A 24214-nucleotide genomic window follows, 5' to 3' on the forward strand; every position below is an offset into this window, starting at 1 on the left:
GAATTTAAAAGGTAATCGTAAACAATCATTCCCATAACTCGAATCGCGTTAAGCTGCGGCCCAAGGGAAAGTCCAATTGTAAGGATAACTGCTGCGCATCAGCTTTTAAGCCACTACTACTGACTGACTTGGCCACTTTACCCGCAATCACCACCCAATTACCGCCACCGGTTAAACAGGCTCTGACCTCGGCAAAATGGATCTGCAGTAAAGCTAATAGCTCTCGATTTTGGCTATGTTCTTTCCAGCAATTGAGCACTAAATACCCCTCACTCTTAAGCAGGCTTGCCGCATTGGCAATAAAGGTTTCTGATAGCTGATTTTCATCGACGCCGTCGGCACCATAAATATCGGCAAAAATCACATCGGCCTTTTTATGCTCCCGCGCCACCAAAAACTCGGTGGCATCTTGATGAATAAGAGTGAGCTTTTTGCCCGTAGGCAGCTGAAAGTAACGTTTAGCAATATCAATTACTTCGGCGCGCAGCTCGACGGCGGTAATATTAATGGCGCGATCGTAATTACGTAAGGCATGGATTAAGCCCCCGCCACCTAGGCCTAACACTATGACTCGCTTAGGCTTAATAAACAGCAGCACCAGTAACATGGCTTGTAAATAGGTATGCTGCGGAATGTGCGGAGATGACTTAAGCAGTTTGCTTTGTTCATCGCTATCGCCAAACGAAAGCAGGCGCACTTGACCATCTTCGTTAACGATTAAAGGGCCATACTCATCCTCGCTGCGATACAAGGTTTGAAAATCTGTCATCTGGACTCCGACAATAAGCATAATGAAACACTGAGCCTATCGCGACCAGCCAGCGAATGGCGGCGTCATTTAAGCCAAGTAACAAAGGGCGATAGTATGACTGAATCGGCGCGTTATCACAGCCACTACGAGGTGATTTATCCCCCACTTCACGCCAGCTACACCACTAAAGCCGTCTATTTGTTCGATTCCTCGTCAAAGCAGCTGCGTCTTGGCACAAAAATCAATAGAGAGATGGTCATCATCAGCCTTGCCCAGCCTATGCCTCACATTAACCCGTCAGCCTATTTGTTGATGCGCAACAAGAGTCATTGCATAAGCTTGCATGATGTAGTAAATGTTAAAAGTCTTTTATTTATAAGCCATTGCTAATGACCTACTCACTACTGATCGCCACCCTGTTTGTCGTACTGTTTATTTTTGGCCAGCGCCTATTAACTAATTGGGTCAGTAAATTGGCCCAACACAAACAGGTATCAACGACTCGCGCAAAAATGGTGATCCAATACATCAGTTATCTCTATTTTACCCTGATGGCATGCCTTATGGTGGTCTCGCTTGGGATTGAATATCAGCAAGTGTCACTGTTTATCTCATCCATCTTTGCCGTACTGGGCGTCGCTCTTGTCGCACAATGGTCGATACTGAGTAATATTACCGCGGGCATTTTAATCTTCTTCGTCTTTCCCTATCGCATTGGCGACAAGATTAAGGTGATTGATAAAGATGAAGATGTCACTGGGATCATCGCCGACATCTGCCTATTTCATGTATTGATCCAACGCGACGATGAGGTGCTTATCACCTACCCTAATAATTTAATGTTGCAAAAAGGGGTGCTTAAGATATCCAGCCATAAGCCAACACTGATTAATGAGCAAGATGATAAAGATAATATCCAGACCCAAAGTGATTAAGGCGTTATCTAACTAGAGGCAAGACTATGCTGACCACCCTTCTCTACAGCCCACAAGATAATTCGCTGCTTCAGGGCGACGAGTCCAATATCGCTAAGTGGCAACAGAGCGATGACGCCATTTTATGGCTCAATATTGATGGCGAGTTAACCGAGCCACTGCAAGCCATGTTAAAGCAAACTTTTAACCTGCATCAGTTGGCACTGCAAGATGCGTCACGCGATCGACATCCCCCCAAGATTGAAGATTTTGGCGATCATACCTTTATTTTGCTGCGCGGCTTGTCGGCAGATTCTGAATCCATTAATTGTGATAATATTCTCTTGGCGATGTTTATCAGCCAGCGCTTTATTGTCACTCGCCACTCGGCTCGTTCGCTCAGTATCGAGCGCACCATGGCGGCGCTACGCGCGGGCGATATCTCCCTCGCCACTGGGACTGGGGCATTAAGCCTTAAGATCAGCCGCTTTGTGGTGAAGCGTTATCATAAAATTCTGTTTGATTTAGAAACCCGCCTCGAGCAACTGGAGTCGGTCATGCTGACCACTGCCGATGATAAGGTACTGGCCGAAGTGGTACTGTATAAAACCGATCTCACTCGTCTGCGGCGTAACTTTCACTACCATGTGGAGCTGTTTAACAACCTGCGCGATGAGCCATCTGCCCCATTTGATAGCACTCTGGCGCATGAGATCAACGATGTGTGTGAGCACCAACATCGCGCTGCGAGTCTGGCAGACTTGTTTTATCAGGTCGCTAGCGACTTAATTGACGGCTATATCTCTATTAGCGCCCATCGCTTAAACAACATCATGAAAGTACTAACGATTATTACCGCCATATTTGTACCTTTGACCTTTATTGCCGGTATTTATGGTATGAATTTCGAGTACATTCCTGAATTAAAAAACCCTAACGGTTACTTTATTGTCTGGGGCGTTATGCTCAGCATCACCGCGGTATTGATTTGGCTGTTTCGACGCCGAAAATGGATTTAACCACTTCAATACAAGATTACCGCTCGGCGAAGCATAGACAGTAGCCTAGCAGCGCCATCACAAAGGGCTAATCGTTGGTAACGATTAGCCCTTTGAATTTAATGCTATTATTTAAAAAAAGAACCAGTCAGTCGACAGTGACTAACGCAGCACCCGCTGAAAAAAAGCCACCGCCTGGCCATACATCTGTAAGGCTAATGCCGGATCATATCGCTCACCTTCATCACGCATAAAGGCATGCTGGGCATTGACCTCAAGCCAGCTAAAGCAACGCTTGCTTTCGCTGAGTTTGGCGTAGATTAGTTGCCGTCCAGCGGCGTCCACATGCGGGTCTTGCTTACCAAACACTAAGGCCAACTCGCCTTGAATATCACCAGTACGACTCAACGAGTCATTGCCCTTATTACAGGGTAAGGTATTAGAATGAATATCGGTTGGATACAGGCAAAAAGCCCCGACCACATCGCTATTGAGCGCGGCGCGATAGGCCAAGTGGCCGCCAATGCACACGCCCATGGTCCCCACTAGGCTGCTGCAAAACGGTTGGCGCTGCGCAAACTCCACCAAAGCCTGGGTGTCGCTATCGTGATGCTCTAACCCTTTGGTAAATTTGTCTTGGTTGCCCTTATCTTTGCCCGCCTCATCGTAAGCCAGTACTGTGCCTAGCGGATTAAGCTCGTGAAACACTTCGGGCACCAGCACCACAAAACCGTGACCAGCCATGATCGCCGCGGCGCGCGCGATAGGCGCCGTTTGCTGGAAAATTTCAGAATAGAAGATGATGGTCGAAAACGGCCCTTCGACATCGGGACGGTAGAGATAGCACCTCATGGGGCCTGTGGGGGTATCGATATCGTGAACAGCCTGTTTAACCATCATACTCATGCCCTCGGGCTAATAAATGTATTTATAACTTATCAGCCTAATGGGAGAATGTCAGGTAAAACTCGCCGTTAACCATAGCGTTACTAGTAGGGTATTAACGCCATGGTCAATCGCGGCTTGTTAAGGTTAATAAAGCTGGTTAGGGCAATCCTCGCCATTAAGCAGTTGCTTAATATTGGTTAAACTGGTCAGGGCAATCGCGCCGAGCGCCTCTTCGGTTAAAAAGGCTTGGTGACCGGTAAAAATCACGTTGTGGCAGGCTGACAAACGTCTGAACACATCGTCTTGAATGATCTCATTAGACTTATCTTCGAAAAAGAGCTCTTTCTCGTTCTCATAGACGTCTAAGCCCAGTGACCCAATTTTGCCCTCTTTTAATGCTTCCATGGCATCCATCGCATTGAGCAGGCCGCCACGGCTGGTGTTGATCACCATGACTTTGGGTTTCATCTTGGCAAAACTCTCTTGGTTTAACAGATGGTGATTATCTTGAGTCAGGGGGCAATGCAAGCTGATAATATCGCATTGGGGGTAGAGCTCATCGAGAGATAGATAGGGCACGCCTAAATCGATAACAGCTTGATTAGGGTATGGGTCGTACGCGACCACCTTACAACCAAAGCCTAACAGCACCTTAATGGTGGCTAAGCCGATGTTACCCGTGCCAATAACGCCCACGGTGCGGCCATGCATATTAAAGCCCACTAACCCTTCGAGCGAGAAGTTTGCATCTCGAGTACGTTGATAGGCTTTATGCACCTTGCGGTTAAGCGTCAGCATCAGCGCAACCGTATGCTCGGCCACCGATTCTGGCGAGTAGGCAGGTACGTTAACCACTTTTAACCCTAACCGCTGTGCTGCCACTAAATCAACGTTGTTAAAACCAGCGCAGCGCATGGCGATAATCTTGGTGCCGTTTTTAGCCAGTTCAACCAACACCTCTTCGCATAGAGAGTCGTTAACAAAGGCGCAAATCACCTCAAATCCAAAGGCCAGCTTTACTGTTTTCATGCACAGACGAGAATCAAAATACTCGATGCGGGCGCCAAAAGCTTTGTTGGTGCGATTGAAATGCTCCATGTCGTAGTGCTTAGCACTGAAAAAACCGATTTTCATATTTGATTCCCAATTGTGTGCGTGACCATAGGTCACAGAAAAATACCGTTCACAGCGTTAATGCTAACCCTAGCAAACTGTTACGCTCTGGATACTCGGGCAGCTCCCTGCCCATTTAAGGCTGTAACCATATAGCCTTATGTCCACAACCTATTCGAGATAAGTCAATGTAAGACATCATTATAACCTAGCCGTTACACTTGGATCATGAACACTGACCATGGCAAGTCAATATAATTACCCAACCCCATGATAAAACCGCAAGCCTCATCACGAAAACTCTCTCGCAACAGGGCGCCAATGTGCTTTGCGATGATTTCCTGATAAGCTCAAGACAAACTTATTGATGCCATTGATCTTATGGGACGACAATCGATTTCTGAAAAACAGTTTTGGTTACAACGCCTGAGTAAAACCAGTTTACGCGCCTTACATATTTTAGGCATTACGGGGGCCGGTGGGGGGATTTTATTAGGGGTAGCCAAAGCCGACTGGAGCCTATACTGGCTACTTGCGATGGGATCGGGCAGCCTATTAATGCTGTGGGAGATCATTCGTGACTGGCGCTGGCTTATCCAACTAAAGGGTGTTCTCACTCTAGTAAAACTAGGATTATTAAGTTTATTTATTCCGCTGGCCGATTATAAACCCGAACTGCTCATCATCATTGTATTATTGTCGGTTGTGGTCTCCCATGGGCCAGCAGGATTACGCCACTACTCTATTATTCACAGGCGACGTATCGATGGAAAAAAAGAAATTAAAGGCTAAGGTAGCGCCCTTAATCAGCCACTATTTACCAAACTTAGCTCAGCCTGCACAGCTGCAGGTATTAGATCTGGCCTGCGGTAGTGGCCGTAATGGGTTATGGTTCGCGCAGCAAGGGGCAAATGTCACCTTCATCGACAAGGATATCAGCAGCTTACCCAAGCTGCCTCCACACTGCCACGCCTTAGCATATGATCTTGAAGATGGCTCGGCGCCCGCTTTACCTGAAGGCGAGTTTGATCTGGTACTGGTGTTTAACTACCTACACAGACCGCTGTTTGAACAAATAAAACACAGTATTAAACCAGAGGGACTGTTAATTTACGAGACCTTTACCACAGAGCAAGCCAAGGTAGGTCGGCCTAAAAATCCGGCTTTTTTACTGCAAACCAATGAGCTACTCACTCAATTCAATAAGTTTGAGATATTGCACTATTTTGAAGGTAATGTAGGCTGTGAGGATGAGCCCATCTATAAAGCCCAATTTATCGGGCGAAAACGCGCTTAGCCTCATCAACATAGCATAAGGACGTTACATGTTTCCCTATCCCCAGCAATACCGCCTAGCGGCGCCGCCGCTCATCACCATGCTTATGGTTGTTTGGTCGTTATTGTCTAGGGCATTACTGGGAGACGCTAGCCCAGTGGGCTTCTACCCACTGTTTATGCTGTTTCCGCTCAATATCCTGCTGCATGCTCAACTGCTTTGGCAGGCCAAAGGGATGGAGCGACTCGATCAAGCCCTGTACGCCTTTATTCATCTGTCGCTGGCTTTTGTGGTTTGGACCTTTGCCATCATGCATGTTAATGGTCATAGCCTTTAAGCAACGTCCAATTTGTACCGCTGCTGGTGAGTTTTGCTTGCGAGCCATGACGCTAAACGGTATCTTGACTGCCGCTTAAAAATACCGAACCGACTATGAAAGATTTTGTGTACGCTCCGCCCACCACACCTTGGCTAGATGTGGTGCATCAAGATAAAGACATCATCGTGATCAATAAACCCTCTGGGCTGCTCTCAGTCCCGGGGCGCGATCCCGCCTATCATGACAGCATCTTTGCCCGCGTACTCAGCCAACACCCTAACGCCCAGATAGTACATCGACTCGATATGGCGACCTCTGGCATTATCGTCGTTGCCCTGCGCCGCAGCGCCGAGCGTGAATTGAAACGCCAATTTAGGGACAGAGAAACTCATAAAATCTACTACGCGCGCGTCGCAGGCCATGTTAAAGCCCAAAGCGGCACCGTTGAACTGCCACTGATCTGCGATTGGCCAAATCGCCCCAAGCAGAAAGTCGATCACCGATTAGGTAAGCCCTCGACCACCCATTTCGAGGTGATAAGCCGCGCGAAACGCTCAACCTTGGTTAAGCTCACTCCTATTACTGGCCGCTCTCACCAATTGCGAGTACATATGATGGCCTTGGGACACCCCATTCTTGGCGACAATTTTTATGCCGATGCATTAGCCAAACGACTCGCTCCCAGATTACTGCTGCATGCCCAATCGCTAACCATTAACCACCCTTACAGCGGTGAGCCGATGACCTTTAGCACTGACATCCCTTTTGCAACGCCTAGCGAACAGCAATAGTGACTCATGGCACCCTAACTAGGCTGTTGTTAACTATTGAAATTGGCATTAATTGAGCTAAAAAGTTAGCCGTTACGCAAAAAATATCGTAGATTAGCAAACAATATTAATCATAGAGCGGTATTGACTAGTGGATAGTTCATTTCAACGTGATCAATTAGATAATCAAATTCTGTCGGCATTAATGCAAGAGGCTCGCACCCCTTTTGCCGAGCTTGCTAAGCGATTTGGTGTCAGTGCTGGCACCATTCATGTGCGAGTAGAGAAGATGAAGCAAGCGGGCATCATCACTGGCGCACAGATCACCGTCAACCCTAAGGCGCTCGGCTACGATGTGTGCTGTTTTATCGGCATTAACCTAAAGAGCGCCGGTGACTACCCTGCCGCCATCGCTAAGCTTAATGCGTTAGAAGAGGTGACCGAAGCCTATTACACCACAGGCAACTACAGTATTTTTGTCAAAGTGATGTGTCAGTCTATCGATGGTTTGCAGCATGTGCTGATTAACCGCATTCAATCTATTGATGAAATCCAATCCACCGAAACCTTAATTAGCCTACAAAACCCGATTATTCGCGCCGTTAAGCCATAAGGCTTACCAACAACGTAGCAGCGATGCCCACGATACCTAGTACCAACATCTGGCATCGCTAGCGCCTAAAACCCATGACGCTTTATACCTCAAATTCCTATGATTCAAAAGCCTAAGACCTATGCGTTACAGCTCAAATACATGGGTCATCACTTTATACAGCTCGGTGCCTTGATAAACCGAGGCCGAAGCAAAATGCAAAATCGGCACGCAGGCTTGCGATAAGCATAAAGGGGTTAATGCAGAGCTATTGCCATACTGATCCACCCGCAAAATAGTCGCTAAAGGCGAACCTGCGGCTAATGGCTCGCCTAACTTGGCCGTATACTCCACCATGCCACCCATGGGGGAATGGTATTTTTTATAGTCACGAAGATAACAGCCATATCGCGCCATTTTAGCGGGCATAATGGGGTCGGCAACCACACCGCGATGACTCAAATACGCCATGATCCCGTCGGCATCGAGGCGTGCATCGGCAAGATCGATATGCTCTTGCGAGCCCAGCTCCAAGGTAAACGCAGAGACAGGTACCGCTAATTCTCGCCCCTGCGCTGCTAGGTACTGACACAATTGCCACCATGGATAAAATATTGATTCATCCATTGCCCCACCAAACTCATTAGGCATAAATAGCGTGTGGGCTATCGAAAATAGCCTCGCGGCCTCACTATCATATTCGGGACAATACAGATGTTTGCAGGCCTTGGGCCCAGTGTGCAGATCCAACACGATATCCGCTTGATGCCCTAAATGTTGCAGAGTGACCGCTTGGCGATGCCCCGTCGTCACGCCCCACTCATGCTGTAGACGCTGCTGACAGCTATCAATCAACATGGCGCGATAAGCCGCCACCAAGGCGCTATCGTCTAACTCGGCATGCTGTCGATACCAAGCGGCCATATCGATATGATGATGTAAGTATTCGCGATTCCAATTCACCCCGGTTATCGGGTCAAAACGCCCAAGGGTAAACTCACCACTTTTTTGGTTAATCCCCAAAGGATTGGCGAGTGGCACCAAGGTGACACTGCCAAGCAACTCGCAGTTTTCCAGTTGCTGCATTAACTGGTAAATAACTGCATTGCCCTGCACCTCGGCGCCATGCACATTCGCCTGAATATAGACACTCGGCCCACGAATAACGGCTGGCGTAAACTGAAAAATGGGCAACTCGAGATCTTGCCCTGTCGCCAATTCGCCAATTTTCAACGTGCTACGGCTCGGTTTCATCGTTCGCCTTCAAACAGATTTTCATGTAGCGAACGTACCACCTGCGCCGCCTCACTTTCGGCGACCAATACACATAAGTTGTGTGGGCTGGCCCCTTGGCAGATCATGCGCACATTATGTGGCTCTAGCACCTCAAACACTCGGCGGCACACCCCTGGTGTAGAGGCAATTTTATTACCCACTATCGCCACTAAGGCTAAATTATCTTCCACACGCACCCGGCAATGCTGCGACAGTTCTTGTAATAGCGCTTCGCTGAGCAAATGATTGCCAGCCGAATCTGAGCCCGTTTTATCTAAGGTCAGCGATACGTTAACTTCCGATGTTGTGATCAAATCGACACTTATTTTGTGCCTTGCTAGCGTAGCAAAGGTCTCCGCCAAGAAACCTTGCGCATGCAGCATCTGCAAACTGTGTAGATTCAGTAAGGTTTGATCGCGGCGCACGGCCACGGCGCGGTAAATAGGCTCATCACTCACTTGATGACGTATCCAAGTACCGCCACGTTCAGGCGCTTTGCTCGAACCCACAAACACCTGAATTTTTTGCCTTACCGCAGGTAAAATGGTCGCAGGATGTAGCACCTTAGCGCCAAACGTCGCCATTTCAGCAGCTTCATTAAAACTAATTTCAGCGATGGGCTGTGCATTGGGGGCCAAGCGCGGATCGGTAGTGTAAATCCCGGCCACATCGGTCCAAATTTCGACCGCTGATGCCCTAAGCGCCTCGGCCAATAACGCCGCCGAGTAATCGCTACCGCCGCGCCCTAAGGTCGTAGTGGCACCCTGCGCATCGGCACCAATAAAACCTTGAGTCACAATACGCTGCTCGGCCAGCAGCGGGGCTAAATGCGCCGCACATAAGGCTTCAACCTGCTCAATTTGAGGCTCGGCACGGCCAAAATGACTGTCGGTGCGCATCACTTGGCGCACATCAAAGGCTGACGCCACCTCACCTTTTTCACGCAGCACAGCAGCAAATAGCGCCGCAGAACATTGCTCTCCTTGCGCTAACAACTCGTCCATGGTCGCTTTGCAACGTTCACGGCTCAGTGACTCACTTAACATATCAATACGACTGAGCACGCTATCGAGGTGAGCGGCAACCTCAGCTGGACGACCGAGTCGGTCAAGGATTTGATATTGGATTGAGGCAATCTGCTTGAGCAGTTGTTGACGCTGCTCATCATCGAGTTGCGCTTGAGTCAACGCCACCAATAGGTTGGTGACGCCGCTTGAGGCACTCACGACCACAATACGTGTATTAGGATTGGCAATAATGATGTCGGCACAACGACTCATTGCTGGATAATCAGCAACGGATGTACCACCGAATTTAGCGACAACAATCGACATTAGCCCACCTCAACGAGATTGAAGCGGTTACAAGACACGACAAGAATAGATAACATGATAAACCTCCGAACTGACTTCGTTCGAAGAGCCTGGTGCAAAGATTACGCACCCCAAGATGGGAAATAGCGATCACCACCAGAAGCTCTCCACCAAAAAACAGGTGACAATCGACAGGATTCAGCCATATCGACCGATAAACAAACGAAACCAAACACTTGTCTATCTCGGCGTTAATCTCCATCATAAGCAATCGTCAGAGTTTGGCCTCTTCATGCTTACTACCTAGTTAACGCTCCTCTTCTGTATCTCAAGCGTATTGACGCAGTAAGATGGTTGAAAATTAGCAAATACCCGCCTAATAAGTCAACGATATTTATTCAATATGAGTAAATATTATTTCAAGGTCACTGCCACCTTAGTAAAACAAGATTAAGATTGAATATCGGGTAACTCATTGACTAGGCGCACCCGCGCCGAAAAAGCGCCTATGGTCAGCTCGGGATAACTAAGCAGGCAAGGCACCAATTGTAACTGGTCGCCCTCGACAAAATAGATCGCATTTTGGTTAAACTGTGTGCCCAATGCCACCGCTAATGGCTTTTCTATCGGGACAGCCCAGCTTTTTTCCATATGACGGCGATCATAAGAGGCCCCGATGATGGCGCGATAAGGACGCTTAAGTTCGATGATATGTCGCTGTAATTGACTATCTAACAGACGATTTTGAGGCGCTGACAACAGTTCGCCCCTGGGGTTGTACGCCGTAAGAATGGCAAAGGATAAAGCCGGAGAAAACCCTTGGGTCAATAGAAATTGGGTATGCTGATAACTGTGCCAAAAATGGTCATCTATACTACTCATTCGCCGAACATTCCTAAATTAGCGTACGATAATTATAGCTAAATCATCTTATCTGCCTAGAACAAACAGATTATATCTCTGTTAAATTATAATTAATGACCATAAAATCAAAAGATTAGCCATAAAAAATTGATTAACATCAAATCTAAGCGTAAATTTGTTAACATTTCATTTGTTAACAAATGACTAAAACGAGTACAATACGTCGGTTGATTCACTTCCACTCGTCAAGCATGAACAACTTTTGTTACGCCATGTCTAAATCACTGTAATGAAAAGTTGTCAATTTCCTATAGATATGAGCGATTTTGTCGCTTTTAATATTGAAACTTGAAAATTTCAATAGTTAAAGGAACTATTTCCTACTATTGTTAATCGTAGTGGATACAATTAGCGCATCTTTTTCAATAAAGAGATACGCATACTTTACTAATCATGAAGTGCGTTGCGGTTTCAGTCGTTTTAGTGAAAGCACCTACGTGACTCGGTAATTTTCAACACGACAAGTCAGGGCGCAACCCGCACAGCGCGCCTATGGTTAGCACAGATGTAAACAAATATTAGGTAGATAAATATGCAAAATCCGCACATTCTGATCGTAGAAGATGAAGCCGTTACCCGGAACACGCTAAGAAGTATTTTCGAGGCTGAAGGATATGTGGTAACTGAAGCCAATGACGGCGCAGAAATGCATAAAGCAATGCAAGAAAACAAGATCAATCTCGTCGTTATGGATATTAATCTTCCTGGCAAGAATGGTCTTTTGTTGGCTCGTGAACTTCGTGAAATAAACAATATCGGCTTAATCTTCCTAACGGGCCGTGATAACGAAGTTGACAAGATCTTGGGACTTGAAATTGGTGCAGATGATTATATCACTAAGCCATTCAACCCACGTGAGCTAACAATTCGTGCACGTAATTTGTTAACCCGTGTGAATAGCACAGGTGTAGAAACAGAAGAAAAGAGCGCGGTAGAATATTACCGTTTCAACGGCTGGAGCTTAGAAATTAACAGCCGTTCATTGGTTAGCCCACAGGGCGAGTCATACAAGCTTCCACGCAGTGAATTCCGTGCGATGCTTCACTTCGTTGAAAACCCAGGTAAGATCCTGACTCGTGCAGACTTACTGATGAAGATGACCGGCCGTGAGCTTAAGCCACATGACCGTACGGTTGACGTCACGATTCGTCGTATCCGTAAGCACTTTGAGAGCTTACCAGATACGCCAGAAATCATCGCGACAATCCACGGTGAAGGTTATCGCTTCTGTGGTAATTTAGAAGACGCATAAGCCTACGCTTATGTTATTCAATGAAAAAGCCAGTCTCACGACTGGCTTTTTTTGTGCTCGGAACACTTATGCCGCTGTGGGCTAGACTTCGAATCCAGCTCGATATCATTTCAATCCGGCCGAGTGGCTTTTGGATATGCTGATTTGAAGCTAAAACTTCATGGTTATCCATCGCCTGCCCTGCGATATCTGCAGCACATTTTTGGTTAGATCAGCGAAATCTAACTTAGTATTTATAGACGAAAAACAGGGATTATGAGTACGGTTGACCCTGTCCCAATATTTGCGATTAGCGTCATATTGCAGACCAAGTTACTCCGTAACTACGGTTTGCAACCAGTCCTGTAGCTGCTGTAATTCTTGGTTATTAAACATCACTAGACCAGCATGTGTCCTCCTCTGGGAAAAATGTAACTGCAGGTTTGGCGATTGTAAATGGCTAAAGTAACTTGCTGGAGCTATCGAATCTTGCTCTGATGCTATCAATAAAGTGGGTGTATTTGAACGGGTCAATAAAGGGGCTATTGCCGTATCTTGAAGAGTTATATTGCGTTGCTGCAAAACGGTATCTGTGATCTGGCGTAATTGCTGTTCGCCCAATATTCGGTAATACCATGAATATTCCTGTGCGACGTAATTCTTTAACCCGGTACTAAAGTCATGCATAGGCGCAATTAATACTTGTCCAGTAATGTTCTGTCGTCTTGCGCTAATTTGCGCAGCGACATTGGCGCCAAGTGAATGCCCCAATAAATACACAGGCCCAATTATTTGCTGCTCAGCAAGCAGTAGTTCGATTAACTGGCTAATAATTTTTGCGTCAAGCTTACCATCAATAGCGACCGGTCCTGTCGCTGCACCATGACCCTGTAAGTCTGGTACTATCACCTGAAAACCTAAACTGCGTAGAGCAAAAGCATTGATGATCATTGCACTTTTGTCAGCAGAAAAACCATGCAGTAATACCCAAGTGCCTTTGAAACGTTGCTGTGGAGGGTTTAGGTCTAGTCTGACCTCTTCTCGTTTTGATGAGACAACATGAAGATTAAAATAAGCTTTACTATAGAGGTTAACCCCCGGTGGCTCTGTCGTAGGATCGCCCTCAACAAATATCGGATCTGCAATAAGGTACTCGGTGCAAAAGGAGTGCTGAGGTAAACAAAAATTATCGATGGCAAAATCAAGTGCACTTACGAAGTTGTCCGTCCCATTTTCACGTAGAGAATACTGTTTATCTAACGCATTGTTTATTTTTGACTCTGCCAAAGTGGCACATCCTTGTAACAGTGCTAAACATAGTAACACTGTGGCTTTGATATAAAACATCCTGTTTTCCACGAGTAAGGTGAATATCGGCTGGAATAAGTGAATAATCAAACCAACCATTACAAAACAATAACATAATGTGGTTATGGCCTCGACTCAACCAATATATCGAATTTGGTGCCTTTGTTGGTGGCGCAGGGCTCTAACTCACAGAAGAAAAAGGAAAACAAGAAATTAAAAAGCTAAAACTGGCTAAAAAGGGCATCTGCAGTAAATAAGAATTAGTGATTCCTTTCCCCAAATAGCCCTGTTACTTATATCAAGCAACAGGGCTTGTTGTTCCAACGCAGCGCTAAAAATTACAGTTTATTGTTCATCTTACTGTTTCAGTTGTTTATCCAAGAAATCGGCCAGCGAGCGGTATAGATGCGTTCTCACTTTCTCGCCGCGCATCGAGTGCTTAGAGCCGGGATAGTCGATCATCTGAAACAGCTTGCCCTCATCTTGCAGCGCCTTATAAACCCGCGTGCTGTTTTCAAACAACACATTGTCATCGGCCATGCCATGATACATCAACAATCCCGACTGATAATCTTTGACATAAGGCAGTACACTGCTGGCTTCATAACCTTCGGCATTGCTGCCTGGGTGCGACAAATAACGCTCGGTATAGTGGGTATCATACAAGGCCCAGTCAGTTACCGGTGCTCCCGCAATCGCGGCTTTAAAATGTGTGGGCGCTTTAAATAGGCTCATTAAGGCCATATAACCGCCGTAGCTATGACCATAAATCGCAATATTGTCACCATCGACATAATTTAAACTACGCAAATAATCGACGCCCGCCTTTTGATCGTCAACTTCCGCTTGCCCAAGTTGCTTGTAGATCACATGTTCAAACTGAGTGCCCCTATGGGCCGAGCCACGATTATCGAGCTGAAACACGATAAAGCCTTGTTGTAGCAGGTACTGGGTAAAGTAGTCTTGTTCACTCCAACTATTGACTACCAACTGAGCGTGAGGGCCACCGTACACACGCACCACAACCGGATACTGCTGGGTGGCATCAAAGCCTGTGGGTTTAAAGAGACGATACTGCAAGGCTTGACCATCTTGCGCTTTTATCTGACCAAATTCAGGTAATTGCCATTGACCAAAGAAGGGATATAAGGGATGAGATTCATCGACGTTATTTTGCTCGACCCAAGCCAAGCGCTCCCCTTTAGCACCATGCAGACTCACCTGCGGCGGCTGCACTAGACTATTAAAGTAATCGAGGTAAATAGGCTGATTGTCGGCAAAAACTGGCCCATGCATACCCGCTCGGCGGCTAATTTGCTCTATTTCGCCTCCGGCTAAGGGCACGCGGTATAGGTGCTTTTCGATGACACTGCTTTTGCGGCCCGTAAAGTAGACCCAGCCAGCCTGCTCATCGACATATTCCACCTCATCGACTGCCCAAGCTCCTTTGGTAAGTTGCTTAATAAGCTTACCTTGCAGATCAAATAGGTACAGATGATTAAAGCCATCACGCTCCGAGGCCCAAACCAGTTGTGGCTGCTGTTTCAAGAAATGCAGATCATTGTTTAAATTAACCCAAGCCTTACTGCGCTCTTTGATAACCGTTGTAGGTGCCGCGGTACCGTTTAAAGCGGCAATGCGTAGGTCTAAGGTCTGTTGATCGCGGCTTTGCCACTGAAATGACACATGCTGACTATCTGGCAGCCACTTAACTCGAGGCAGGTAACTATCTGGGGTTTGGCCGATATCAATCCAGCGTACGTTTTTATCTTCAATATTGACCACACCCAGCTCAATACTGACATTATTTTTGCCCGCATAAGGGTAACGTTGCTCGGTAAGCTTAATGCCATCGGCATAAATTTCGTTGCGAGTCACTAACTCGACAGCCGACTCGTCGATACGGGTAAAGGCAATAGCCGACTCATCGGGCGCCCACCAATAACCAGTCATGCGGTCCATCTCTTCTTGCGCAACAAACTCGGCCATCGCATTTTTAATCGCGCCACCACCATCTTGGGTTAATGCGGTTAATTGGCGAGTCTCGAGGTTAAGCACATACAAGTTTTGCTCGCGCACAAACGACACAAAATGCCCCTTAGGCGACAATCTGGCGTCGGTAATAAAGCCCTCACCGGTTGGCAACACTTCCACTTTGGCATCGGCAAGCGAGTAGTAATACAAAGCACCAGACGCTGGGATCAATATGGCTTGGCTGTCATCGGCCCAGAAATACTCCATGATCCCTTGACCATAAATGCGTTGACGCTCGCGGCGGGCCTTTTCTTCGTCCGACAGCTCGCCCCTTTTAAGGCGATCGGCATTGAGCAAGATATCTTGCTCGCCGGTGGCCACATCCATCTGCCATAGGTCATATAAGTATTGGTCGTCGACCCGCCCTGCAAGGTAAGTCACCCGTTGACCGTCGGGAGACAAGGTTAACCCCCGCGGACTACTGCCAGCCAATGCCGGCGAGGCATACAAGCGCTCGACCGTTAATGCTGCCTTACCACCTTGGGGTTGATTAAGCTCGGCTTGCGCCGCAGATACACTGTGAGATAAAAGCATAGGCACCACCATTAGCGCAGAACTAATCCATTTTTTTGTCATTATTATGTCCTGGATATAAAACGAGTTTGATTAACTAAGCTGTGATGCATTGTGCCTCAAAGTTGCACAAAATAAAAACGCTGCCACTTGGCCTCCGGCGTAATTAGCCGCTGAAAAAACGATTCATCTACGGTAGAATAGCCGCCAGAATTAAACCCTATAAAAACATGCTGACCTCAAATGTGAGCCTAGCTCGCTATGTCATAGGAAATAACATGCAAACTCTGGCGCAAAACCTCAGTTCACAAGGGATTGAAGCTCCTTTGTCTCAACTCATTCTGACCCTAGCTGACACCTCTAAAGCGATAAGCCATGCCGTGCGTCATGGCGCACTGGCCGGTGTACTCGGTGCCACCGAGCAAGAAAACGTCCAAGGCGAAACCCAAAAGAAGCTCGATGTGATCACCAATGACATGCTTAAAGACGCGCTAAAAGCCGATAGCACGGTACGCGGCTTAGCATCAGAAGAGGAAGATCATATTGTTGAGGTCGGCCAAAGTGGCGATTTTTTAGTGTGTTTCGACCCACTAGATGGCTCATCGAATATCGATATTAACTCACTGGTCGGCACCATTTTTTCGGTGCTACCCGCGCCAAAAGGTGAACTGAGTCAGCAAAGCTTCTTACAAAGTGGTCGCCATCAAGTGGCCGCAGGTTATGTATTGTATGGCCCATCGACCATGCTGGCCTTAACCACAGGTAAAGGGGTGCAGCTATTTACCCTCAACCCAGATACCAACGAATACTTGCTCACCAATGATGCCATGGCCATTAGCAAAGATACTGGCGAGTTTGCCATTAATATGTCAAACCAACGCTTCTGGGAAGCGCCAATGCAAACCTATATTAGCGATCTACTGCTAGGGGAAATTGGCCCACGTGAAAAGTCATTCAACATGCGCTGGATTGCCGCCATGGTGGGCGATGTGCACCGCGTATTGTGTCGCGGCGGACTCTTTACCTACCCAACTGACAATAAAAACCCAGACAAACCTTATAAACTGCGCTTGATGTATGAAGCCAACCCCATGTCATTTTTGGTCGAACAGGCAGGCGGTAAAGCCTCAACCGGCTATGAAAACATCATGGATATTGAGCCCAGCGACATTCATCAACGTGTCGCAGTGATTTTAGGCTCGGCTAACGAGGTCGATGCCTGCCTCGAATATCATGGCGTCGATTACAGCCAAGAGCCAAGCCTGTAGCCAATCAGCTAGCAGCACTCGCAACAAAAAAGTCGCCAAGGGCGACTTTTTTATTGCTTCTAACCATGACCTTTTGATGTAACGATGACTTGCTGAAAATATGTGCCAGCCATTATTAATCAGTCTCGGTATCAATACGTAGCACCACATGAAGGTGATTCGACATTACGGCAAATGCTGCCACATCAATGGCAAAAGCCGCTGCAAGCTCAAACAACAGCGATTCAATCCAACTGCGGCGATGATCATAATTTTTCCCCGAATAGGCATCATCACCACATAAAAGGCGCGCCTCACTACACGGCTACAACAATGATAATAGGGTGTGTCTTCAAGACTAATTTGGGTACGGCGAGGGCGTGGCATAACAACCTCCTTGTCTAATGCTCCTTCAAAGCTTAGTAGAAGGTCGTTTCTGATGCACATTAACTATGGGTGATGAGATGGACGCTCCCTAAATACGGCGTCAATGCGCCAAACTGATTTTGAACCATACAGTTACTTAAGGAGCGTCCACCATGAAAGTTAGCACTATTTCGATTGATTTGGCAAAGAATGTATTTCAACTATTGGGGATGGATAAACACGCCAAGCAAGTGTTCAGTAAGCGCTTAAATCGAAAACAGCTGAGCGAGTTTATGTCACAGCAACCTGCCTGCGATGTGGTCTTTGAGGCGTGTTTTTCTTCCCATTACTGGGGGCGTAAGTTTCTTGCCATGGGGCATAACGTTAAGCTCATCCCAGCGCAGCATGTCACCCCGTTTGTACGCGGTAGCAAGAATGACAAGAACGATGCCATGACGATTTATGAGGCAAGCCTCAGGCCTAACATTCGCTTTGTGCCGATTAAAACCGAAGCGCAGCAAGAGGTACTGATGCTGCACCGCGTCAGAGAGCGCTTAGTAAAACAAAGAACCGCCTGTACCAATCACATTCGTGGCGTGTTAGTCGATTTCGGTATTTGTTTTTCGCAAGGTCACAGTGCTTTTGAGCGAGCCATGTGGGATATCATCTGTGACGAAGCGCAACGACCACTGATAAAATTAATGGCCAATGATTTTTGGGAAGAATATCAAGCACTCACTAAGCGCCTTGAACGAATTAACTCATTATTAAAGCAGCTGGTCGAGCAAGACCCTAATGGTAAAATCCTATTGAGTATTCCAGGTGTTGGCCCGATTATCGCTTCAGCATTTGCTGCTGCCATTGGCGCAGGCCAAGCCTTTAATAGCCCTAAAGAATTAGCGGTCTGGCTAGGGTTAACCCCAACACAATTCGCCTCAGGAAATAAGAGCGTCAATGGCAGCATCACCAAGCGCGGCGACGGCTACTTACGCAAACAACTTATTCATGGCGCCAGAACCGTAGTCAGCCATGCCAGCAAGAAAAGTGATGATTTAAATCAGTGGATAACCCAATTAAGAAGCCGTAAGAGCATTTGTACAACCGTAGTGGCTACTGCTCACAGACTTGCCAGGCTGATATGGATTTTATTGCACAAGCAAGTGCCTATGCGCCGCAATACGGCACTTATCAAGGCATAAGCCATGATGAAAATTAATCCCGTTGTCGCTATCTTGCAAAGCTCGGTCTGGCCAAGGGTAGTTAACCCGACTGGGTGATAAGAGCCGCAAGGTAGCACATTAAACACTCACCAAGGTTGTTGTTAACGATGAAGAAATGGCTCAGTCCAACCAGTGTAAGCCCGAACAGGCCAAGGATAGGATAAACCTAATCCGCATGGGTGTTTCACATTTTTAGGCGCAGTGGTACGGATTTCATTAGGGGCGGCACATTCAAAAGGATGCATGCACAGCCCGTATATATGGCAGTACAACCGCTTCTAGCAGTAAATGAGTCGCATCAAAAACAACGATAAAAGTGAGAATGTTGTACAAAAAACTAAGGCCAAAAAGCCTTCGGTGAGCAGAGTCTTGTCTTGACTCACCGGGAGCGTCCATATATGGCTATTTACTTACCCTACCTTTGGTGAGATAAAGCCTACCACTTTCAGCAGTTGGCTTCTTCTACGCCTCAATTAAGAGTGTCGCAGTTATTATCTGAAATCGGGAGTAATAATCTTTATTTACTTTACTATTTACTTGGCTCACCCTCAAGTGTTAACGTGAAACCAACATCTCGGCAACATAAAAATGTCGCAATGATAATTTTACGTTAACCCAAAACAGATTATAAGGGAGAGTATATATGAAATGGTTAGCTATTATTTTGATGTTGACATCTTTTAATGCTATTAGCGCAATATCACCACCCGTCACAAATCCAGATATTACAGATGAATTTATTGAGCGGTGCACATCAACTTTCAAGCCGAGTAACACATTATGTTATAAATACTTTAATTATAAAAAAGAAAGTATTTATTTCGGCCAAAACAAAAAAAACTCCGTAACATTAAAATCAGTCACCCAAAATGTTGGAATTGGTGTAGTACTAAAAAGCTTGGGAATTGAATCGATTACTATTTCAAATAGAAATTACTCCGGTTCTTCGACCGACATCATTGAAAAAGAAGCCTATGAAAATATAATATCGTTACTAAACGCTCTAAATGACAATAACGTTTTCAATAGCAGCGGAATCTCTTTTACCCCAAAAACCATGACATCGTTTGGTGCTAGTAAAATAGTACTTGATTTAATTGGGTTAGCCTCTGACCTTACAACATTATCAACGTTTTTACCTGAGTTTGGTTTATTCGCTGACTCTCCCACTTATATCGCCATAGCATGTGATAATAATGACAGGGAATGTTTTTTAGTCGTTGAAACATCAGATGGAGAACCAACAAAAGTAATTACTGAGTCATCTCCTTATTCATCAAATGAGCCTTTTTTAGTTATCGGTGAAGAAGCACGAAAAGAAATTATGTCTTCAATTCTGAAACTTGCAGGTCCGAGCTGCACAGTATCTTCAGAGTCTAGTGAGGTACCCTGCCCAGCTGGAGCACCTAGCGATAGAGTATGTTATGTAATATCAGCTACCATGAATTGCGGTTAATAATTTAAACATTAACAAAAAAGCTCTGGCCAAATGCCAGTCAATTTAACTGACTGGCATTTTCCTTCAGGGTAACTGGTTTGAAATTCATCCAGATGCGACCACGAAAGAGCATTGCTCTATCTCTTTCCAACTCTCATTACCTAGTACAATCAAGCATTGATTAACCGTAGCTCGCTGACCTTCTGGATTGATGAGGAAGCCATCTCCACTTGGAATATCGTGAAAACGAGCCCCCCATTATAAAACAACAACATAATACGCTTTGGGTTCATGTTCAATCGCCGTGCTGTGATTTGGTTATTCTAGGTCAATACGATATGGCCGGAATATCGAGATATGACGACATCAAGCCCGTGAAAACAAGCAGCCCACTCGCTGAAAATATGTGCCAGCCATTATTAACGCCAGTAACCGTAGGCCGTTCCGGCGAGTGAAACGAGCAGCCTGATTACTCTTGTTATATACGCTCTTTCTTAATCAATGTTAACGCTTCTTCTTTTGTAATAACTTCATAAGGGCTATTAGGATGAGCATATAAGAACTGCGGTCCATCTTCCCGAGTAGTCAATTTAGCTTCAATTTTAATAAATGAGCCGATCGGGGTATTTTTACGCATACTAGATGAACATGAAACCCTCATATTCGTGTCCAAGCCTTGACCTTCTATCGGGTTTGCACGGACTGACTTGGATGAACCACCACCAACTCGTTTATGAGTTTGGATTACAAAAGTACGATAAGAACTCATATTACATCCTTTTATGTATAACGTCTTAGTATTTATACGTTGCGCTGTCTGCAAGGCATAAATAGCTTGTTGGACTTGGCCGCTGCCACATCCATGTATTTGGTATGCATGATGCTATAGGAGTTTGCTTTTCTGTGGTAGTCGTTTTTTTGAGCTTAGGTAAGGTAATCAATTGGTCTTCTTTAGTATTTTTATATTTCATTAACGCCTCTTCACGGCAAATACTCGTGATTCACCGTGCTTTTTAAACCATTCATGCCACTCAGGCCACAGGTCTTTGCCTCATTGATTTTCATAGCAAGGTCTTACTGAATCTACGGAGATTGATCGTGCTTTAAATTTGTGTTTTCGTTCTGTTCTCTCGCAAACATTGGACGCAGCAAAAGCTTGTTAATTTGCAACTCATATCAAATGAAGTTAAATCGAAGAGGCGCTAGAGATAAGTGTAAACACGGCTGCGGCCTTCGGTTTCAGGGATGAAACCGTAGAGCGGCCATGGATGGCGCACAGCGTGCCGCAGAAGTGTTTACACATTAGGTCGTTCTGTCACATCCATGTGATCACGACATTTGCGCATCCATGCACTGCACCTGTTGCAAGCAATTTCAAACAGTGAAGGTTCGCCCTTCAAACACTTTCAATAAATAAAAATGCAGCCAGCCGCTACTCAAGCAAACTAAAAAAAATGCCACACCTTCATTTCAAGGCCACCAAACTTTGGTATAAATCCCATGTTGAGCAGCCCCGCTCCATCAAGGATGGATATAAAAAAGCCACAGCGGGAGGGCTGTGGCTTTTAGCGGTGATATCCATACCACCTTTAGGTCAAACTGGAACGACGTTATTAACGATAAGTTTAGCTATTAGTTAATGTTTAACGGTTAATTTTTCTTTGAGTATTTCGCAGCTTCTTCACCTGCTAGACGACCAAAGGTGATGATGTCAGAGATGGCGTTACCACCTAAACGGTTAGCACCATGTACGCCGCCAGTCACTTCACCCGCACCGTATAGGCCTGGGATCACTTGCTTTTTAGCGTTCATCACTTCCGCTTTAGTATCAATCATCACGCCGCCCATGGTGTGGTGAACACCAGGGGTCACTTCGATTGCGTAGTAGTTACCTTCGTTGAGCGCACGAGGTAGGTTTGGACGCTCGAAATCAGCATCTTTGCCGCTAGTGACAAAGCTGTTGTAGCGCGCAACGGTTTCGGTCAATGCTTTACCATCGATGCCGACACCTTTGATATCGCCAAGTTTCACTAAGGTATCTGCCGTTGGTGCGACACCTAAACCAATATACTTATCGATTTTGCTCAGTGACTTACGTACAGAGTCATCGAAAATCAAGAACGCTGATTTACCGGTTTGAGCTAAGATAGCCGCCGATGCTTTATCACGAGTGGTGATTTCGTTGACGAAACGTTTACCTTCACGGTTAACTAAAATCGCGCCATTACCACGTACCGCTTCAGTCACCATCACGCCGCCTTTAACTGACAATGTTGGGTGAGCTTGGATATATTCGAGATCTTTCATCGCCGCGCCAGCATTGCCCGCAACATCGATACCGTCACCAGTTGCGCCCGGTTGGTTAGTCGAGATAAAGCCTTTTAGCTTAGGATCTAGCTTAGATACGCGATCGTTATTTTTGGCAAAACCACCGGTTGCTAAAATCACCGCATCGGCTTTCACCCAGTAGTAACCCTTGTACATCCCTTTAACTAAGATGCCTTTGACCTTACCGCTATCATCTTTAAGAATTTCGATACCACGGGTGTTCATGCGTAAGTCGATATTACGCTCAACGGCGTTATCATAAAGCACTTGTACCACGTGAGCGCCCACGCCAGCACCGCCAGTAGGACGATGTGAACGGTTAACCGATGCGCCGCCCATACGGCCCACATCGTTAAGGTCTGCGCCCATGGCGGTCATCCAATCGACAGAGCCTTTAGAGTGTGAACTTAAGATTTCCACCAACGCGGGATCGTTAATATCACGACCGCCTTTCATGGTGTCTTTGTACATCAGCTCTGGGCTGTCAACAATGTCTTTGGCTTTTTGTTGATCCGTCCATGCGGCGTTCATACCACCGGCGGCCAATTTGGCATTACCACCAATAACGGGCTCTTTTTCGATAAGAATGACTTTCGCGCCATTGTCGTGTGCCGATACCGCCGCAGAGAAGCCTGCACCACCAGTCCCCACAACCACTACATCAACGGTATCGCGAGGTGCGCTAGCAAGTGCCGCTTGACGTTCAGATTTATCTTTAGCGAGTTCGGCAATAGTCGGTTCATCACGTTGCCATTTTTTCGCATAAGGCATGTCAAAGTCGAAGCTGTGGCAAGAGTCACAGTAGACCATAGATTTTTCATGCGCGCTGTGACAAGAGGTACAAGCAACATCGCCAGGGAAGTGAGAGTCGTGAGCATTGTAGTGCTCATGCTTAGTGGTTTCTGCCACTTCAGCCATGGTACCGTGACACGCGACACACTGTTGGTTTTCATAGGTTAAGCTATCATTTGAAAGCTCACCATCTGGGGTATGGCAGCTGTCACACTCTTGGTTTTGAACATGGAACTCAGCTAGGTTATCTGCGGCAAGCGCATTACCCATAAATCCAGCAGTGCCCATAATGGTAGCCAAACAGGCTGCAAGTTGTAGTTTTTTCATCTTTACTCTCCTTTCCACACTCAACAGCGGTGACGCAGTCAGTCCAGAAACCTTTCATTATAATAATGATCCACGTGTCGCCCAATCGCATTGCGTGGTGGCCGACACTTATGTTGCTCCTAATCATCTTTGTCGATAAATCCAGCGACAGCAAGGTAGACACTCAGGTCTCCACAAGAAATGCCGCCTTAATCACAACACCTAAAATGCACTATGCAAAGTTGCATAACTTGCAAGTGAGATATGCAATTTTGCATATTTCATGCGGAGCGAGATC

At 46.3% G+C, this 24214-nt stretch carries 21 protein-coding genes, 2 pseudogenes and 1 riboswitch; of the genes and pseudogenes, 12 read left to right on the forward strand and 11 right to left on the reverse strand.

All coding sequences use genetic code 11. From position 1 onward, the window contains the following. Nucleotides 1–25: 25 nt before the first annotated feature. Nucleotides 26–769, reverse strand: a complete 744-nt coding sequence (locus AC5YBX_RS14540) for a spermidine synthase (RefSeq protein WP_475514847.1) — start codon at nucleotides 767–769, stop codon at nucleotides 26–28. Nucleotides 770–865: 96 nt separating this feature from the next. Between AC5YBX_RS14540 and AC5YBX_RS14545 the strand changes: the two genes are divergently transcribed. From AC5YBX_RS14545 to corA, 3 genes are read left to right on the forward strand one after another with little or no spacing between them, the layout of a single operon-like run. Next, complete coding sequence (locus tag AC5YBX_RS14545) at nucleotides 866–1141, forward strand: hypothetical protein (RefSeq protein WP_494520915.1); 276 nt, start codon at nucleotides 866–868, stop codon at nucleotides 1139–1141. Then, complete coding sequence (locus tag AC5YBX_RS14550; RefSeq protein WP_494520914.1) at nucleotides 1141–1686, forward strand: mechanosensitive ion channel domain-containing protein; 546 nt, start codon at nucleotides 1141–1143, stop codon at nucleotides 1684–1686. The genes AC5YBX_RS14545 and AC5YBX_RS14550 overlap by 1 nt, the downstream gene beginning before the upstream one ends. Before the next feature lie 26 nt (nucleotides 1687–1712). Beyond that, nucleotides 1713–2684, forward strand: coding sequence for a magnesium/cobalt transporter CorA (gene corA / locus AC5YBX_RS14555; RefSeq protein ID WP_494520913.1), 972 nt, complete (start codon nucleotides 1713–1715; stop codon nucleotides 2682–2684). Between the two features lie 141 nt (nucleotides 2685–2825). On the opposite strand, the gene AC5YBX_RS14560 is transcribed toward corA, so the two are convergent. Continuing rightward, nucleotides 2826–3563, reverse strand: coding sequence for a dienelactone hydrolase family protein (locus AC5YBX_RS14560; RefSeq protein ID WP_494523925.1), 738 nt, complete (start codon nucleotides 3561–3563; stop codon nucleotides 2826–2828). A gap of 132 nt (nucleotides 3564–3695) precedes the next feature. Continuing rightward, nucleotides 3696–4685 (reverse strand): 2-hydroxyacid dehydrogenase, encoded by a 990-nt coding sequence (locus AC5YBX_RS14565; protein ID WP_494520911.1) that lies wholly within the window; start codon nucleotides 4683–4685, stop codon nucleotides 3696–3698. Between the two features lie 360 nt (nucleotides 4686–5045). Between AC5YBX_RS14565 and AC5YBX_RS14570 the strand changes: the two genes are divergently transcribed. From AC5YBX_RS14570 to asnC, 5 genes are all read left to right on the forward strand, one after another. Continuing rightward, a complete protein-coding gene (locus tag AC5YBX_RS14570) occupies nucleotides 5046–5456 on the forward strand; it encodes a hypothetical protein (protein WP_494520910.1) in 411 nt (136 codons plus the stop codon). Continuing rightward, a complete protein-coding gene (locus AC5YBX_RS14575; protein ID WP_494520909.1) occupies nucleotides 5431–5961 on the forward strand; it encodes a class I SAM-dependent methyltransferase in 531 nt (176 codons plus the stop codon). Before AC5YBX_RS14570 ends, AC5YBX_RS14575 begins: the two co-directional genes overlap by 26 nt. A 28-nt stretch (nucleotides 5962–5989) precedes the next feature. Further along, nucleotides 5990–6277, forward strand: coding sequence for a hypothetical protein (locus AC5YBX_RS14580; protein ID WP_494520908.1), 288 nt, complete (start codon nucleotides 5990–5992; stop codon nucleotides 6275–6277). A gap of 95 nt (nucleotides 6278–6372) precedes the next feature. Continuing rightward, entirely contained in the window at nucleotides 6373–7050 is a 678-nt protein-coding gene (gene rluA, locus AC5YBX_RS14585) for a bifunctional tRNA pseudouridine(32) synthase/23S rRNA pseudouridine(746) synthase RluA (protein ID WP_494520907.1), read from the forward strand. 130 nt (nucleotides 7051–7180) lie between these two features. Continuing rightward, the gene (gene asnC, locus AC5YBX_RS14590) at nucleotides 7181–7642 is read left to right on the forward strand and encodes a transcriptional regulator AsnC (RefSeq protein ID WP_110457221.1); all 462 of its coding nucleotides are present in this window, start codon (nucleotides 7181–7183) and stop codon (nucleotides 7640–7642) included. Nucleotides 7643–7768: 126 nt separating this feature from the next. Here asnC and AC5YBX_RS14595 read toward each other — a convergent pair whose 3' ends face one another. The 3 genes from AC5YBX_RS14595 to AC5YBX_RS14605 form a co-directional block, all read right to left on the reverse strand. Beyond that, a complete protein-coding gene (locus AC5YBX_RS14595) occupies nucleotides 7769–8875 on the reverse strand; it encodes a succinylglutamate desuccinylase/aspartoacylase family protein (protein ID WP_494520906.1) in 1107 nt (368 codons plus the stop codon). After that, nucleotides 8872–10230, reverse strand: coding sequence for a lysine-sensitive aspartokinase 3 (lysC, locus tag AC5YBX_RS14600; protein WP_494520905.1), 1359 nt, complete (start codon nucleotides 10228–10230; stop codon nucleotides 8872–8874). The genes AC5YBX_RS14595 and lysC overlap by 4 nt, the downstream gene beginning before the upstream one ends. 131 nt (nucleotides 10231–10361) lie before the next feature. Next, a riboswitch (Lysine riboswitch) is annotated at nucleotides 10362–10538 on the reverse strand. 121 nt (nucleotides 10539–10659) lie between these two features. Then, nucleotides 10660–11091, reverse strand: a complete 432-nt coding sequence (locus tag AC5YBX_RS14605) for a DUF3293 domain-containing protein (protein ID WP_494523926.1) — start codon at nucleotides 11089–11091, stop codon at nucleotides 10660–10662. Nucleotides 11092–11665: 574 nt separating this feature from the next. Here AC5YBX_RS14605 and arcA point away from each other — a divergent pair. Continuing rightward, entirely contained in the window at nucleotides 11666–12385 is a 720-nt protein-coding gene (arcA, locus tag AC5YBX_RS14610; protein WP_110457217.1) for a two-component system response regulator ArcA, read from the forward strand. 312 nt (nucleotides 12386–12697) lie between these two features. Here the strand turns inward: arcA and AC5YBX_RS14615 are convergent, their stop codons facing one another. Beyond that, nucleotides 12698–13771, reverse strand: a complete 1074-nt coding sequence (locus AC5YBX_RS14615) for an alpha/beta hydrolase (protein WP_494523927.1) — start codon at nucleotides 13769–13771, stop codon at nucleotides 12698–12700. 258 nt (nucleotides 13772–14029) lie between these two features. Next, nucleotides 14030–16282 carry a S9 family peptidase gene (locus AC5YBX_RS14620; RefSeq protein WP_494523928.1) on the reverse strand — a complete coding sequence of 751 codons (2253 nt, stop codon included), beginning with the start codon at nucleotides 16280–16282 and terminating at the stop codon, nucleotides 14030–14032. Nucleotides 16283–16449: 167 nt separating this feature from the next. Between AC5YBX_RS14620 and AC5YBX_RS14625 the strand changes: the two genes are divergently transcribed. Next, on the forward strand, nucleotides 16450–17487 hold the full coding sequence (locus AC5YBX_RS14625) for a class 1 fructose-bisphosphatase (RefSeq protein ID WP_494523929.1): 1038 nt from the start codon (nucleotides 16450–16452) through the stop codon (nucleotides 17485–17487). Nucleotides 17488–17608: 121 nt separating this feature from the next. On the opposite strand, the pseudogene AC5YBX_RS14630 reads toward AC5YBX_RS14625, so the two are convergent. Next, nucleotides 17609–17853, reverse strand: a pseudogene (locus AC5YBX_RS14630) (transposase); the annotation flags it as partial. 152 nt (nucleotides 17854–18005) lie between these two features. Between AC5YBX_RS14630 and AC5YBX_RS14635 the strand changes: the two are divergent. Both AC5YBX_RS14635 and AC5YBX_RS14640 read left to right on the forward strand, forming a co-directional pair. Then, a pseudogene (locus AC5YBX_RS14635) lies at nucleotides 18006–19048 on the forward strand (IS110 family RNA-guided transposase). A gap of 647 nt (nucleotides 19049–19695) precedes the next feature. Then, nucleotides 19696–20508: a hypothetical protein gene (locus AC5YBX_RS14640; RefSeq protein ID WP_494520900.1), complete on the forward strand. Its 813-nt coding sequence runs from the start codon at nucleotides 19696–19698 to the stop codon at nucleotides 20506–20508. A 460-nt stretch (nucleotides 20509–20968) separates the two neighbouring features. Here the strand turns inward: AC5YBX_RS14640 and AC5YBX_RS14645 are convergent, their stop codons facing one another. Further along, entirely contained in the window at nucleotides 20969–21259 is a 291-nt protein-coding gene (locus AC5YBX_RS14645) for a hypothetical protein (RefSeq protein WP_494523930.1), read from the reverse strand. 881 nt (nucleotides 21260–22140) lie between these two features. Beyond that, on the reverse strand, nucleotides 22141–23937 hold the full coding sequence (locus AC5YBX_RS14650; protein WP_494523931.1) for a flavocytochrome c: 1797 nt from the start codon (nucleotides 23935–23937) through the stop codon (nucleotides 22141–22143). Nucleotides 23938–24214 lie beyond the last annotated feature (277 nt).

The sequence above is a fragment of the Shewanella sp. 492 genome, assembly GCF_059338445.1.

What these genes read in the sequence shown, in the direction of transcription:
- AC5YBX_RS14640 (WP_494520900.1), top strand. Translation starts at nt 19,696, where the DNA reads ATGAAATGGTTAGCTATTATTTTGATGTTGACATCTTTTAATGCTATT.
- AC5YBX_RS14645 (WP_494523930.1), bottom strand. Translation starts at nt 21,259, where the DNA reads ATGAGTTCTTATCGTACTTTTGTAATCCAAACTCATAAACGAGTTGGT.
- AC5YBX_RS14540 (WP_475514847.1), bottom strand. Translation starts at nt 769, where the DNA reads ATGACAGATTTTCAAACCTTGTATCGCAGCGAGGATGAGTATGGCCCT.
- AC5YBX_RS14560 (WP_494523925.1), bottom strand. Translation starts at nt 3,563, where the DNA reads ATGATGGTTAAACAGGCTGTTCACGATATCGATACCCCCACAGGCCCC.
- AC5YBX_RS14575 (WP_494520909.1), top strand. Translation starts at nt 5,431, where the DNA reads ATGGAAAAAAAGAAATTAAAGGCTAAGGTAGCGCCCTTAATCAGCCAC.
- AC5YBX_RS14570 (WP_494520910.1), top strand. Translation starts at nt 5,046, where the DNA reads ATGGGACGACAATCGATTTCTGAAAAACAGTTTTGGTTACAACGCCTG.
- AC5YBX_RS14580 (WP_494520908.1), top strand. Translation starts at nt 5,990, where the DNA reads ATGTTTCCCTATCCCCAGCAATACCGCCTAGCGGCGCCGCCGCTCATC.
- AC5YBX_RS14650 (WP_494523931.1), bottom strand. Translation starts at nt 23,937, where the DNA reads ATGAAAAAACTACAACTTGCAGCCTGTTTGGCTACCATTATGGGCACT.
- AC5YBX_RS14620 (WP_494523928.1), bottom strand. Translation starts at nt 16,282, where the DNA reads ATGACAAAAAAATGGATTAGTTCTGCGCTAATGGTGGTGCCTATGCTT.
- arcA (WP_110457217.1), top strand. Translation starts at nt 11,666, where the DNA reads ATGCAAAATCCGCACATTCTGATCGTAGAAGATGAAGCCGTTACCCGG.
- lysC (WP_494520905.1), bottom strand. Translation starts at nt 10,230, where the DNA reads ATGTCGATTGTTGTCGCTAAATTCGGTGGTACATCCGTTGCTGATTAT.
- AC5YBX_RS14615 (WP_494523927.1), bottom strand. Translation starts at nt 13,771, where the DNA reads ATGGTTGGTTTGATTATTCACTTATTCCAGCCGATATTCACCTTACTC.
- AC5YBX_RS14625 (WP_494523929.1), top strand. Translation starts at nt 16,450, where the DNA reads ATGCTGACCTCAAATGTGAGCCTAGCTCGCTATGTCATAGGAAATAAC.
- AC5YBX_RS14550 (WP_494520914.1), top strand. Translation starts at nt 1,141, where the DNA reads ATGACCTACTCACTACTGATCGCCACCCTGTTTGTCGTACTGTTTATT.
- corA (WP_494520913.1), top strand. Translation starts at nt 1,713, where the DNA reads ATGCTGACCACCCTTCTCTACAGCCCACAAGATAATTCGCTGCTTCAG.
- AC5YBX_RS14595 (WP_494520906.1), bottom strand. Translation starts at nt 8,875, where the DNA reads ATGAAACCGAGCCGTAGCACGTTGAAAATTGGCGAATTGGCGACAGGG.
- AC5YBX_RS14565 (WP_494520911.1), bottom strand. Translation starts at nt 4,685, where the DNA reads ATGAAAATCGGTTTTTTCAGTGCTAAGCACTACGACATGGAGCATTTC.
- AC5YBX_RS14545 (WP_494520915.1), top strand. Translation starts at nt 866, where the DNA reads ATGACTGAATCGGCGCGTTATCACAGCCACTACGAGGTGATTTATCCC.
- AC5YBX_RS14605 (WP_494523926.1), bottom strand. Translation starts at nt 11,091, where the DNA reads ATGAGTAGTATAGATGACCATTTTTGGCACAGTTATCAGCATACCCAA.
- rluA (WP_494520907.1), top strand. Translation starts at nt 6,373, where the DNA reads ATGAAAGATTTTGTGTACGCTCCGCCCACCACACCTTGGCTAGATGTG.